This window comes from Nafulsella turpanensis ZLM-10 (assembly GCF_000346615.1).
Taxonomy (GTDB): domain Bacteria; phylum Bacteroidota; class Bacteroidia; order Cytophagales; family Cyclobacteriaceae; genus Nafulsella; species Nafulsella turpanensis.
This window is the reverse complement of record NZ_ANNU01000005.1, coordinates 18,506-31,698: the sequence shown is the minus strand read 5'-3', so window position 1 is coordinate 31,698 and position 13,193 is coordinate 18,506. Positions and strand designations below refer to the sequence as shown.

Genomic DNA, 13,193 nt, shown 5'->3' with positions numbered 1-13,193 from the left:
AGTGAGAAGAAAGATACTTGTAACCGGCGGAGCCGGATATATCGGCTCCCACACTGTAGTGGCCCTGCATAACACAGGTTATGAGGCGGTCATTGTCGATAATTTTGCCAATTCCAGCAAAAGTGTGCTGGATGGACTCGAAGGAATTATCGGCCGCCGCCCGAAGCTGTATGAACTGGACTGTACCGACCGAAAGGCTATGCGGGAGGTGTTTCAGAAAGAAAAAGGCCTGCAGGGGGTAATTCATTTTGCTGCCTTTAAAGCGGTAGGAGAATCGGTAAATGAGCCACTAAAGTATTATCAGAACAACCTTGGCTCTTTGCTGGTGTTGTTGGAACTGATGGAGGAAGAAGGGGTGAAAAACCTTGTGTTTTCCTCTTCCTGTACGGTTTATGGCCAGCCCGAAAAGCTGCCGGTAACGGAGGAAACGCCAACACAGCCTGCGACCTCTCCATATGGCCGTACCAAGCAAATGTGCGAGGATATTCTCAGCGACCTCCGGAAGAGCAAAAGCCCTGTCCGTTCACTTGCCCTTCGCTATTTCAACCCCATAGGAGCGCACGAAAGTGGCCTTATTGGCGAACTGCCCAATGGTGTTCCAAATAATCTGATTCCATTTGTTACCCAAACGGCTGCCGGTATCCGGGAGCAGATAACCGTTTTTGGCGATAACTACAATACGCCCGATGGTACCTGTATTCGCGACTATATTCATGTAATGGACCTTGCTGATGCGCATATCAAAGCCTTTGAATACCTGGATAAGGTAAGCGAGGAAAGCTTTTACGATACCGTAAATGTTGGAACCGGCAAAGGCAATAGCGTACTGGAGGTGATTCAGGCTTTTGAAAAGGTGAGTGGCGAAAAGCTAAATTATAAAATAGGTGACCGCCGCTCGGGCGATATTGAAAAAGTGTGGGCGAACGTCGACAAAGCCAATCAGGTATTAAACTGGCAGGCGAAGCACGATATTGAGAAAAGTCTGGACGATGCCTGGCGCTGGCAGCAACAGCTCTCGAAGAAATAAAAATGGCAGAACAAAAAAACATCCTGATAACCGGCGGGGCCGGATTTATTGGTTCGCACGTTGTGCGGCTTTTTATCAACCAGTATCCCCATTACCGGATTTTTAACCTCGATGCCCTTACCTATGCAGGGAACCTGGAGAATCTGAAAGACCTGGAAGGAAAACCAAACTACACCTTTATTAAGGCTGATATTACCAACCAGGATAAGATGCACGAGGTATTCAGCCAGCATGACATTACCGATGTCATTCACCTGGCCGCTGAGTCGCATGTCGACCGCTCCATTGCCGACCCTACTGCTTTTATCTACACCAATGTAATAGGAACGGTTAACCTGCTCAACGCGGCCCGTAAACAATGGGAGGGGAATTTCGATAAGCACCTGTTTTACCATGTATCGACCGATGAGGTATATGGCTCACTCGATGATGGTGGTTACTTCCTGGAGTCAACTTCCTACGATCCGCAGTCACCCTACTCAGCTTCTAAAGCCAGCTCCGACCATTTCGTGCGGGCCTATGCCAACACCTATAAGCTGCGTACGGTCATCAGCAACTGTTCTAATAACTATGGCCCTAACCAGTTTCCGGAAAAGCTGATTCCGCTCTGTATACACAACATCAAGCATAATAAGCCACTGCCCATATATGGGAAGGGCGAAAATGTGCGCGACTGGCTATATGTAGTTGACCATGCCCGCGCCATCGATGTGGTATTTCACCAGGGAAAAGATGGCGAAACCTATAACATTGGCGGCTTTAATGAATGGAAAAACATAGATATTGTGCGGCTGCTATGCAAGGTAATGGATAAGAAGCTCGGCAGGGCCGAAGGCAGCTCTGAGCAGCTTATTACGTATGTTAAGGACCGTGCAGGGCATGACCTCCGCTATGCCATCGATGCCACCAAAATTATGGAGGAGCTGGGCTGGAAGCCATCCCTTCAGTTCGAGGAGGGCCTCGAAAAAACGGTCGACTGGTACCTGCAAAATGAAGAATGGCTGGAGCATGTAACCTCCGGCACTTACCAGGACTATTATCAGAAGCAGTACAACTGAGGTTGTAGGCGGGAGTTGCCAGACAAGGGGCAATGGATGTGAGACAATGGATTTGTTGTTCAACCTTAAAGATATCTCAGTCCTGAAATAAGTGGTACAGAAGCTGTTCTTTCTTAAAAAAAGCCAGTTGACATGCAAAAGACTTTTAAGGCACCTGAAAAGGTGCTTTTTTTATTCTAAACCTTTTTCCTGTCAGCAGACTTTCTATTTTTATGGAAATAACTGTCAGAACAAAAGTAAACAGGCCTTATTTGCAGGTAAAAGAGGGTTTTAATGAAGAGTTGTTCCGCTCGTTAAATCCGCCTTTTCCAAAGGTAAAACTCAGGCGTTTCGATGGATGTCGTAAAGGCGATGTGGTAGATATGGAATTACAGTTTGGTCTGTTTGAACAGCGCTGGGAGAGCCATATTGTGGCCGACGATACCACCGGCAGCTATTTTTTCTTTGAAGATGAAGGAAAACTCCTGCCCTTCTTTTTAAAAAAATGGCGGCACCGGCACTGGGTGGAAAAGGCAGGCGAGGAGCAAAGTGTAATCGTAGATAATGTTCATTACAGCACAGGAAGCTTATTTAGCGACATACTTCTCTATCCGGTTATGCAGGCCCAGTTCCTTTACCGCCGCCCCATCTACAAAAAATGGTTCGCCTAATATTTTATGAATGACAGAATGAGTGAATGATAGAATAAAAGAAGGACCTGGTTTAAAGGCTATGCTCATGTGGTAATGGAAAAACTTTAATATGCTGGCATGGATGTTTTACATCTGCACTGATATTCACTCATTCTATCATTCACTCATTCAAAATTTACTTACTACTCAATACCCACTACTCAATATTCAACTATGTGGAAAGAAGAAAATAATCAACTCAGCCGAACTTTTACTTTTAAGGACTTTGTGGAGGCCTTTGGTTTTATGAGCAAAGTCGCTTTGCTGGCTGAAAAGATGGACCACCACCCGAACTGGAGCAATGTGTACAATAAGGTAGAAATCAACCTTACTACTCATGATGCCGGCAATACCGTAACAGACAAAGACCGCGAATTGGCCCGCCAGATTACTCAGTTGTTAGGGAAAGGAAACTAAGCAGTTCGACTCACTGTCCACTGCCCCTTTCTGGTTCTTAATTCTATTCTTTTGTACCTTTGAGCCTATGCAGGAAACAACCTCTCTATACCTTGTGCCAACGCCTATTGGCAACCTGGAAGATATTACCCAGCGTGCTCTCAGGATACTGAATGAGGTAGATTTGATACTGGCGGAAGATACGCGCACCAGCGGAAAGCTGCTTAAGCACTATGATATTAAAAAGCCCCTCCAGAGCTTCCATGCCCATAACGAGCATGGACAACTGCAGAGGGTAATTGCGAAGATGGAAGAAGGGACTGTGGTGGCGCTGGTCAGCGATGCCGGCACTCCGGCTATTTCCGATCCCGGTTATTTGCTGGTGCGGGAGTGTATCGCCCACGAGCTAAAGGTCGAATGCCTGCCGGGTGCAACGGCCTTTGTGCCGGCCCTGGTAAACAGTGGACTTCCGGCAGATCGCTTTGTGTTTGAGGGCTTTCTGCCCCATAAGAAGGGTCGGCAGACGCGCATGAAAGAACTGGCCGAGGAAGTTAAGACCATTATCTTATACGAATCGCCACACCGGCTGCTCAAAACCCTGCAGCAACTGGCCGAATATCTCGGAGAGGAACGCCGGGCATGTGTTAGTAGAGAGCTAACCAAAATATACGAAGAGAACCGGCGCGGAACGTTAAAGGAATTACATGAATACTACAGTACAAACACCCTCAAAGGAGAGATCGTCCTGGTGGTGGAAGGTAAGAAATAGCCGTTATTATTATTTGCTGCTGGCTGTCAGCAGCGGTTTGCTGTTCTGGCTGGCATGGCCGGTCAAGCCTCTGGCGCCTTTTCTCTTCCTGGCCTTTGTGCCCATCTTCCTGCTCGATGAAGCCCTGGATAGCAAAGTTGATCGGAAAGCTGGCCGAAAGTTTTTTCGCTACAGCTACCTGGCGCTCCTCATCTGGAATGCTACTACCACCTGGTGGGTCATTAATTCAACTCTGGCTGGTGGTGTATTTGCCATTCTGGCCAATGCCCTGCTCATGTACCTGCCGCTCTGGGCTTTTCGCTCTACAAAAAAATGGGCTGGCGAAGCATGGGGCTACTTTGGTTTTGTACTGTACTGGATGACTTTTGAGCATATTCACCTGAACTGGGACCTGAGCTGGCCCTGGCTTACCCTTGGCAATGCCTTTGCCATGTTCCCTGAATGGATACAATGGTATGAGTGGACAGGTGTATTTGGCGGAACACTTTGGGTACTATTAGGGAATCTGGCTTTTTACTTTGTGCTGTTCCGGAGTGGAGCGGTGGAAAGAGGCTTTATTCCATGGCGGAGCATCACCTATACCCTCTTGTGGGTGTTGCTGCCGATTCTCTACTCCTATTACCGCTATGCCTCTTACGAAGAAAAAGGGCCGGCTCATGAAGTAGTAGTGCTGCAGCCTAATATCGATCCTTTTACAGAGAAGTTTGTCGGTACCGAAAACTTTATCCCTTTCGATGAACAGGTGCGCCGCTTTATGGATATGTCGGAAGAAAAGCTGACGGATAGTACTGACTTTCTGCTCTGGCCCGAAACCGCTATCGATAAAGCCTTTAATGAGGCTACACTCCATAATGAGCCACTCATCAGGCGCATCCGCCAGTTCAGATCCCGGTACGAGGAGCTCAGTCTGCTTACCGGTATAACTTCTTACTCGGTCTACGAAGGAGATGCTCCTCGTACTGCCCGTTATCAGCCGGATATTGGCTATTACGATTTTTATAATACCGGGCTGTTTTTGTCCGATACGGGCGAAGATTCTCTTTATCATAAATCGAAGTTAGTACCCGGGGTGGAAATCATGCCCTACCCGCAGGTATTTGGCTTTATTTCTGAAACCATCTTAAACCTTGGTGGTACCTCCGGAGGCTTTGGTCAGCAGGAAGAACGGACGGTATTTTACAGTTCCGAAGAGGCGGGCATTGCCCCGTCTATCTGCTACGAATCTATTTATGGCGATTTTATGGCGCAGTATGTGAGGAATGGCGCCAGCTATATCTTTATCATCACGAACGATGCCTGGTGGGGCGATTCCCCGGGGCACCGGCAGCACTTCCATTACGCCAGTCTGCGGGCTATTGAAACCCGCAGGAGTATTGCCCGTTGTGCCAATACGGGCATCTCCGGCTTTTTTAACCAGCGTGGCGATGTACTGCAGCGGACCAATTACTGGGAACCAGCTGTGATTAAAGGCGAAATTCGCGCCAATGAAGAACTAACTTTTTATGCCCGCTATGGCGACTACCTGTCGCGCACGGCGGTATGGCTGGCTGCTTTTGTATTTTTAGCAGCCTTTGTGAAAAATAAACTTTTACGTTAAATGGATTTACAGGCAGTTTTAGAACAAACCATTCCGCTTACAAAAGAAGTAGGTCAGTTGATTAAGAAAGAGGGACACAACTTCGACCGGAAAAATATAGAGAAGAAAGGCTTTAACGATCTGGTGTCATATGTAGATAAACAGGCTGAAGAACAGCTGGTAAAAGGGCTCAGCGAAATTTTACCCGAAGCAGGCTTTATTACCGAAGAGGGAACTGCCGAAGAGCAGGGCGAAGAATATAAATGGATTATTGACCCGCTGGATGGGACGACCAATTTTTTACACACATTGCCTGTCTTTGCGGTAAGCATTGGCCTCCTGCGGGGCGAAGAACTGGTAATGGGGGTAGTGTATGAGGTAAACAAAGATGAGTGTTTTTATGCTCGTGAAGGAGGCAAAGCCTATTGCAACGGCAGCGAAATTCAAATTTCGCCTGTTCAGGAAATGAGCGAGTCGCTCCTGGCCACCGGTTTCCCTTATGCGCATTTTGAGCAGATGGAGGATTATCTTGCTATTCTCACTGAGTTTATGAAAGGCTCACACGGTCTTCGCCGTATGGGCAGTGCCGCTGTAGATCTTGCCTATGTTGCCTGTGGCCGCTTCGAAGGCTTTTACGAGTATGGGCTCAAGGCCTGGGATGTGGCAGGCGGTGCTTTTATTGTGCAGCAGGCTGGCGGTAAAGTAACAGATTTTAAGGGCGGAAAAAACTTCCTTTTTGGCGGACAGATGCTGGCCAGCAACGGGAGCGTCCATTCCGAAATGCAGCAGGTTATACAGAATAACTGGAGCTTGCTGAAGTAGGAAGCAGAAGCCGGTGTTGCAGGCCAGTTAAATAAATAAAATGAGTTTTTTAAAAGCAGAATGGCGAAAGCTTGCAATAGCCAACTATGAAGTGGATAGTGCATTGCTGCAGGAATTTCTTCCCTATGGTACCAAGCTGGACATGTACCAGGACAGGTGCTATGTGAGCTTAGTGGCCTTTATGTTTTTAAATACTCAACTGATGGGTATTAAAATCCCCTTCCACATTAATTTTGAAGAGGTAAATCTCCGCTTTTATGTCAAAAGGCGGGAAGGCAAAGAGTGGAAACGTGGGGTAGTGTTCCTGAAAGAAATTGTTCCGAAGCCAGCCATATCCTTTGTTGCCAACACGATTTACAATGAAAATTATGAAACCCTTCCCATGCGTCACTTCTGGGAGGAGTCGGGTAATGAACGCAGAGTGGAGTACAGCTGGAGAAAAAATAATCAATGGAACAATTTCCATATCAGGGCAGGCAGAACAGCGGAAGAGATAAAAGCGGATAGTAAAACGGAGTTCATTACAGAGCACTACTGGGGCTATGCTAAAGTAAGTGGTTCAAAAACCCATGAGTATGAAGTAATACACCCAAGGTGGAAGGCTTATGAAGTGCTGGATTACTCCATAGGGGTGAATTTTGAGCAGGTGTATGGAGCAAAGTTCGGATTCTTAAATAAGCAAAAGCCGGTTTCTGTAATGCTTGCAGAAGGTTCTGAAATATCCGTGGAGAACAAGAAAAAGATAGAAAAGGGCTTATTGAAATAGCAAGAGGAGCCAGAAAAAGGATAATCTCCCTCCACAGGTAATGAACATTAAGTGGGAGAAGTAAAATCTTCCTGCTTATTACCCCCACACCTGGGAACCTTCGGTACAGTTCCGGCAGATGTCTATATTGCTCCTTCCTTTCAGGATGGATTTCCGGAAGTTCTGATAAGTGGAGTGCTGCCATATCTCCCTGAAGCTCTTCTCCTGTAAGCTTCCCATCTGGTGCTGTGCGTCCTTATCGAAGCAGCAGGGAACCACTTTTCCATCCCAGGTAATTACGGCGCTGTGCCACATTTTCCAGCAGTGGTTGTCGAGCTTGTTTTTAACTGTCCAGCGGCCGTTGGGCAGTTGCCGGTAGCGGCTGTACTGGTTGAGGGAGGGAATTAAGGGAGAGCCTTCTTCGTAATCGTAAATCTGGGCCGTTTTCAGCCGCACCTCATCAACACCCAGCCGGCTTGCCAGTGCCTGTACTTCTGCAATCTGGTGCTCATTGGGGCGCACGACCAGAAACTGAAAAATAAGATGAGGAGTAGCGCTGCGGAGTTTCTTTTTCCACTCTACCACCTGGCGGGTTCCCTCAATTACTTTCTCCAGCTTTCCGCCGATACGGTAGCTCTGGTAGGTTTCCTGTGTAGTGCCGTCGATGGAGATAATGAGGCGGTCCAGCCCGCTCTCTACTGTTTTGCGTGCCTGTTCGCTGCTCAGGAAATGGGCATTGGTGGAGGTGGCCGTATAAATTTTCCGGTCTGCCGCGTAGCGCACCATATCGAAGAAGCGCGGGTGCAGGTAAGGCTCCCCCTGGAAATAGAGCAGCAGGTACATGAGTGTGTTCTGCAGTTCGTCTATTGTACTTTTAAGCAGTTCAGGGGCGAGCATACCGGTAGGGCGGGTAAAGGAGCGGAGGCCGCTGGGGCACTCGGGGCAACGGAGGTTGCAGCTGGTGGTAGGCTCAAAAGATAAGCTCAGGGGCATGCCCCGGTGCGCAGGATTCCCGCTCAGGCGGGAGGCATAGTAGCTCCCTAATACCTGCGCGGCATTGGCAAGCCTGCGGGGGCTTTGCTTCCGCAAAAAGCGGAGTCCATCAAAATAAGGGCCGGGAGTCATAGGCATTTGCTTCCTGTAAAGCTACGGATGCAGCAGGCGAAATACAAAAGTTGCGGGAGGGTTTGTGTTATATCTTGTTAGTAGAAGAAAGAAGCAAAACCTTTAAACAATTTCTGTGCAAATGATCCGATATTTTATGCGCTGGCTACCCTGGCTGCTGGCACTCTTTCTCCTGTATTTAGTTTTAAAAGAAGCCAGCCGCTGGTTTGGTGGTAATCCTGAGGAGGAAGTGGTGGAAGAGGTGAACCACCAGACGGTGTTGCAGGAAGTTGAAAAGCTGGGAAGGCTGGAGCTGGTGCGCTATAACTTTAAAGAAGTGGTCGAGCTGAAGGAAAGAAATGAGCCCTACCTGTGGGTTTTTGAAGTGCCGGATAGCAAGGTGCTGGTGATTAGCGCGGGGGAGGCCGTAGGCTGCATCGACCTCACTAAAATGAAGGAGCAGGATGTAATTGAGAAATCGGATACGGTGATGGTTCGCCTGCCGGAGCCTGAGCTTTGTTATTATAAGCTGAATATGGAAGACACCCAAATTTATTCAATAGAAAAGCAGGTGTATTTTAAAGAAGAAACCAGGTTGGCAGAAAAGGCTCTTCGCCTGGCAGAAAGACAGATAAAAGAGGCTGCTCTATCGTCGGACATCCTGGAAGAGACCCGGCAGAATGCTAAAACGATGCTGAAGCCCTGGCTGGAAGGAATATCCGGAAAGGTGGTGGTATTTCTGCCGCCGCTGCCTGAAGATGTGCCGGTTGAGAAAAATTAGTGGCAGGCGGAAGGGATGCTATAATTGCCGGGGGTGAAGGAAACGGGCTTCAGGTAGTAGAATCACGCTACTCCTGCTCGAATATCTCTTTAATTGCCTCCCAAACCAAATCCTGTTCATAACCTTTGCCTATGGCGTAGCGGGCCAGCTTACTTTTTAGCGCAAAAGGGTCTTTTTCTTTTAATCCTTTCTTCTTTTTGAGCAGAAGTTCCTGCAGGGTTTGGTAGTACTCCTCGGGGTCAATTTCGGCCATTCCTTTCCGCAGGCAATAGTCAGAAATACGGTGCTGTTTTAATCCCTGCCGGATTTTGTGGCGCCCCCATTTCTTTATCCGGAACTTGCCACCGGCATAAGTTTTGGCAAAACGTTCCTCGTTGATAAAGTTATCGCTAATGAGCTCTGCTATCAGGCTTTCAACTTCATCAGGATAGAGGCCATACTCGTACAGTTTATCTCTTACCTGCTGCTGCGAGCGTTCCTGATAAGCACAATAGGACCATGCCCTGGCTTTTGCCTCGGTATAGGTGTACTTCTTCTGATTCTTATCCTTTTCCTCCTGGCCCAAATGCACTTTGTTTTAAATCTTCAATTTAAAGGTTTAGAGTGAATTTATCTCTATTCCTGAGGAGTAAAAGCTGAGAGGCCTTCTTGGACTCTATGGCTTCTATCTATCTGTAGAAGACTTTTATGGGTACAAAAGGTTTTTGAGTATATCCTCAACTTCGGTTGCAATGGAATCAGAGGATAGGAGGTTCTCAGGCATCTGACTTAGTAGTCATTATATTCATCTTCTTCCGGGGCAGGAGTATCCGCTGCGACACTGGCTGCTGTTCGCTTACTGATATGGATTCGGAGTCCGAATTCATAGAGGGCGCGGTAGGGCAGGAGAAGGTCCTCGAAATCGGTCGCTGCTGTTAGCCACACGGCATTGAACAGCTTAAAACCTGCGTTGAAGCCATATAGGTATTCGCTGTTTTTATAGTAGCTGGCCCCCAGCAAAACAGTATTGGCAATGGTGGCGGTATAATTAAAGCGCCATTCGGGCCGCTCCTGATCATTCCGCCACCTGGTAAGCATAAAAGGCGAGGAGCGAAGCCAGGAAGAAGTGTTCAGCTCATGAAAACCCAACAGCAGCACATAATCCGGCTGATGCTGTGGTCCGGCAGGATATAATCCTTCGGCGGAAAAACCAAGGGAGAGTTTTTCCCGCTGGAGGAAAACAGAGGCATCGGCAGTATAGGAAACAGAGTCCGTCTGGTATTCGCCAAAAGTCCATGTGCGTGGGCTAACAGCATGTTGCTGCCGGTTACCCTGGACACCGAAGCGGATACTGCCGTTTTGCCCCAGAGGAATAAAGGCAGTGTAAGATACACCACTTTGCAGGTTCTGCTGCTCTCCGGAGCTGTTGTGCAGGTAATAGAAGCCGAAAGCGCTATTCAGCCTGTTTAGCGGAATATCCAGGCTGACAAAGTAATTAGTGCTGTCGTTGTAATTCCGGTAGAGGGAGTTGAAAGTAAAACCATTAGCCCCGCTACCCGCAGAGGTATAGCTGGACTGGTTCCAGCGAAAATGATTAAAGAAACTATTTTTCTGTGCTTGTACTTTTTGTGTAAATACCAGGAGGGTGATGAACGCCAGCAGGCAGGTTACTTTTTTCAATTGATGATTCATATCTTCTCACTTACCAACAAAAAACCAGGACTTTAGCCCTGGTTCAAAGGTAGTAGATGTAATGTTATGAACTGCCTGTAAGAAGCCTGTAACCTTACATATGAATTGTCTTTATTTGATATAGCCTTTTCTGCGAAGAATTGTCTCTACAAATTTACGCTCATTATCTGTATTAAAAATTCTGAAAGGCAGGTGAATAAGCTGTGCTTTAGAAACAAAAAGGTTATAGGCATCCTTACTCATTTCTGCTTTTTTAATATTTGTCCAGTTCAGGGGCATGCCCTGGCGCGGGTTTACTTTTATAAGAACCTGCTGGCTGGTAATTTCATAGCTCAGTTTTTCGAACAGAATCTTATTTTGTTCAAGCTGGGTTACCCCGGCAAACTGGATAAGCCAGAACAGGATATATAGCAGCAGGGCAATAAGGGCACCGATAATCCACCAGATACTTGGAGCGAAAAAATAGCCGCACATAATGGCGAGGGCAATCAGGAAAACCCACCATTGTTCGCGCAAAATATTTTTCATAGCCAGCTTAATATAGGTGCTGTTTTCGAGCTTATACTTCTTTGTTTTTACAATCATTGGTTATTTTCTTACGTAATAACGGTCAGTAAATTTTTATTTTAAAATGCTTTAAGGCTGATGTCCAGGCTTTTAACGGAGTGGGTGAGGGCGCCTACAGAAATGAAGTTCACGCCACTCTCGGCTACTTCGCGAATGGTTTTTTCTGTAATCCCGCCGGAAGCTTCTGTTTCACTCCGGCCGTTAATTATAGCAACGGCCTCTTTCATCAGGACGGGACTCATATTGTCGAGCATAATCCGCTGTACCCCTCCGGTTTCCAGCACTTCCTTCACCTCTTCGAGATTACGGGTTTCTACTTCAATAGCCAGGGAAAGGCTGTTTTCCTGCAGGTACTTTTGCGTGGCCTTAATGGCTGGCTTAATGCCGCCGGCATAGTCGATGTGGTTATCTTTGAGCATCACCATATCATATAGGCCGAAGCGGTGATTGCTGCCTCCGCCAATGGCTACCGCCCATTTTTCAGGCAGTCGGAAATTAGGCGTGGTTTTGCGGGTGTCGAGGAGGCGAACTCCTGTATCTTCAATAAGGCTGTTGAGGTAGTGGGTATAGGTAGCCACTCCACTCATGCGCTGCATGCAGTTTAATACAAGACGCTCGGCTGTTAAAATGGAGCGGGCGCTGCCTTCAACCGTCATGCCAATATCGCCATACTGAATAGGTGAGCCATCCTCAAGCAATACATTTACCCGGAGCTCCGGGTCCACCTGGTGGAAAATATGTTGAGCAAGTGCTACACCAGCGAGTATGCCACTATCTTTAATGAGCAGGCGAGCCCTGTTTTGTGTTCCGGCAGGCACAGCCGCCAGGGTAGAGTAGTCGCCGGGGCCGACGTCTTCCAGAAGGGCGGCGCTGATAAAATCAGATATGCTTTTTTCGGTCAGGTAATGGGGTTTTACAACCATATTTTTTCCTTCCTGGGAAGTAAAGTAACAGAGCTTAAGCCTGCGAATGAATTCAGCTGCAAAAATAGGTGTATTTTTCGAATTATTCCTATCGAAAGCCTTTGCATGTAGATTTATGGAGGTGAGAGGCGGGAAATTCTAAGAGAAACGGGAAATTGATTCAGAGAGTGGCCGTTCTAGCTGTAAGTTTGCCTGCCAGGGAAGTATTATGAAACACAACAGAAGAGCACTACTTATGCGATTATAGCTGCACGATAATTGCCCTTTGCATAATGGAAGCAGCTCATAAACCAGGTAACAACCAATGCCAGAGCCCATGCGGGCAGACGGTATACCCGGTGAGCTGTTAATTAAACCGTTTTTTCAGGTGCAGGAGAAAAGTTTCCGGAATAAAAAAGGCCCCGAAATACATCAGGGCCTTGTAAAGAACCGGTTATTTTATTTATTCTTCTTCCAAGGAAAATTTTGTCACTTTGTATTCATTGCCGGTCTTTTTCAGAACGATCCAGACTCTGGCCTTTCCGCTGTCGTACGAGTATCTTCCAATGGTAAAGCTGATGCCGTCTTCCGAAGAGCCCTGGTGTACGGTACTATAATCGGCATTAGGGTATTTATCGAAAAACTGCTTTAAAACAAAGGGAGTTTTATCTTTGGTGATATCGTCGTCGGAGAAGCTATACAGGCGGGTTTTAATGTTGAGGTCTACCATATCGCTGAAGTGTCGGGCCAGCTCACGGGAGCTTCCGGCTTTCATGGCATCGCGTATATTGGTGATGACCTGGTCCTGCGCCTGAACTTCCTGCAGGAAGCTACTGCCAGCCAGCAGGAAAAAAGACAATAGTATTACCTTCAATCTATCTCGCATAATCTTTCTAATGATGTCTTCTAAAGTGCTGCCAAAATTATGCCAGATTGCATAAACTGGGAGCCTTTACAGGAAACAAAAGCGCCTGAAATCTGATAAGGTTAAATAGCAATGTAAATACAAAATGCCATAAAGCCAAGCCAAGGCTAAGCGGTAAGAGCAGGATTTGTGTAAAAAAAGAGGTAAATTAGCCCTTCTGATGTAATATAGTTTAAACA

At 47.1% G+C, this 13,193-nt stretch carries 15 protein-coding genes; 9 read left to right on the top strand and 6 right to left on the bottom strand.

The annotated features are described in order from the left end of the window. The first annotated feature begins 1 nt into the window (after position 1). The 8 genes from galE to F752_RS0101710 all read left to right on the top strand — a co-directional run bounded on the left by galE (position 2) and on the right by F752_RS0101710 (position 7,085). On the top strand, positions 2 to 1,027 hold the full coding sequence (galE, locus tag F752_RS0101745) for a UDP-glucose 4-epimerase GalE (protein WP_017729999.1): 1,026 nt from the start codon (positions 2 to 4) through the stop codon (positions 1,025 to 1,027). 2 nt (positions 1,028 to 1,029) lie between these two features. Beyond that, entirely contained in the window at positions 1,030 to 2,085 is a 1,056-nt protein-coding gene (gene rfbB, locus F752_RS0101740) for a dTDP-glucose 4,6-dehydratase (RefSeq protein ID WP_017729998.1), read from the top strand. A 212-nt stretch (positions 2,086 to 2,297) separates the two neighbouring features. Continuing rightward, a complete protein-coding gene (locus F752_RS0101735) occupies positions 2,298 to 2,735 on the top strand; it encodes an SRPBCC family protein (RefSeq protein WP_017729997.1) in 438 nt (145 codons plus the stop codon). Between the two features lie 195 nt (positions 2,736 to 2,930). After that, the gene (locus tag F752_RS0101730) at positions 2,931 to 3,173 is read left to right on the top strand and encodes a 4a-hydroxytetrahydrobiopterin dehydratase (RefSeq protein WP_017729996.1); all 243 of its coding nucleotides are present in this window, start codon (positions 2,931 to 2,933) and stop codon (positions 3,171 to 3,173) included. A gap of 67 nt (positions 3,174 to 3,240) precedes the next feature. Continuing rightward, complete coding sequence (rsmI, locus tag F752_RS0101725) at positions 3,241 to 3,921, top strand: 16S rRNA (cytidine(1402)-2'-O)-methyltransferase (RefSeq protein ID WP_017729995.1); 681 nt, start codon at positions 3,241 to 3,243, stop codon at positions 3,919 to 3,921. Next, the gene (lnt, locus tag F752_RS0101720) at positions 3,857 to 5,518 is read left to right on the top strand and encodes an apolipoprotein N-acyltransferase (RefSeq protein ID WP_152424994.1); all 1,662 of its coding nucleotides are present in this window, start codon (positions 3,857 to 3,859) and stop codon (positions 5,516 to 5,518) included. Before rsmI ends, lnt begins: the two co-directional genes overlap by 65 nt. After that, complete coding sequence (locus tag F752_RS0101715; protein ID WP_017729993.1) at positions 5,519 to 6,319, top strand: inositol monophosphatase family protein; 801 nt, start codon at positions 5,519 to 5,521, stop codon at positions 6,317 to 6,319. 40 nt (positions 6,320 to 6,359) lie between these two features. After that, positions 6,360 to 7,085, top strand: coding sequence for a YqjF family protein (locus F752_RS0101710; protein ID WP_017729992.1), 726 nt, complete (start codon positions 6,360 to 6,362; stop codon positions 7,083 to 7,085). Positions 7,086 to 7,163: 78 nt separating this feature from the next. Here F752_RS0101710 and F752_RS0101705 read toward each other — a convergent pair whose 3' ends face one another. Then, positions 7,164 to 8,189 (bottom strand): SPASM domain-containing protein, encoded by a 1,026-nt coding sequence (locus F752_RS0101705; RefSeq protein ID WP_017729991.1) that lies wholly within the window; start codon positions 8,187 to 8,189, stop codon positions 7,164 to 7,166. A 121-nt stretch (positions 8,190 to 8,310) separates the two neighbouring features. Between F752_RS0101705 and F752_RS0101700 the strand changes: the two genes are divergently transcribed. Continuing rightward, entirely contained in the window at positions 8,311 to 8,949 is a 639-nt protein-coding gene (locus F752_RS0101700) for a DUF4230 domain-containing protein (RefSeq protein ID WP_152424993.1), read from the top strand. A gap of 67 nt (positions 8,950 to 9,016) precedes the next feature. Here the strand turns inward: F752_RS0101700 and F752_RS0101695 are convergent, their stop codons facing one another. The 5 genes from F752_RS0101695 to F752_RS0101675 all read right to left on the bottom strand — a co-directional run bounded on the left by F752_RS0101695 (position 9,017) and on the right by F752_RS0101675 (position 12,975). After that, positions 9,017 to 9,514: a regulatory protein RecX gene (locus F752_RS0101695; protein ID WP_017729989.1), complete on the bottom strand. Its 498-nt coding sequence runs from the start codon at positions 9,512 to 9,514 to the stop codon at positions 9,017 to 9,019. 203 nt (positions 9,515 to 9,717) lie between these two features. Then, positions 9,718 to 10,620: a type IX secretion system membrane protein PorP/SprF gene (locus tag F752_RS0101690; RefSeq protein ID WP_081604490.1), complete on the bottom strand. Its 903-nt coding sequence runs from the start codon at positions 10,618 to 10,620 to the stop codon at positions 9,718 to 9,720. 111 nt (positions 10,621 to 10,731) lie between these two features. Beyond that, positions 10,732 to 11,205, bottom strand: a complete 474-nt coding sequence (locus F752_RS0101685) for a YcxB family protein (RefSeq protein ID WP_017729987.1) — start codon at positions 11,203 to 11,205, stop codon at positions 10,732 to 10,734. Positions 11,206 to 11,246: 41 nt separating this feature from the next. After that, the gene (gene nadC, locus F752_RS0101680) at positions 11,247 to 12,110 is read right to left on the bottom strand and encodes a carboxylating nicotinate-nucleotide diphosphorylase (RefSeq protein ID WP_017729986.1); all 864 of its coding nucleotides are present in this window, start codon (positions 12,108 to 12,110) and stop codon (positions 11,247 to 11,249) included. A gap of 442 nt (positions 12,111 to 12,552) precedes the next feature. Then, positions 12,553 to 12,975 carry a DUF4783 domain-containing protein gene (locus F752_RS0101675; RefSeq protein WP_081604489.1) on the bottom strand — a complete coding sequence of 141 codons (423 nt, stop codon included), beginning with the start codon at positions 12,973 to 12,975 and terminating at the stop codon, positions 12,553 to 12,555. Between the last annotated feature and the right edge of the window lie 218 nt (positions 12,976 to 13,193).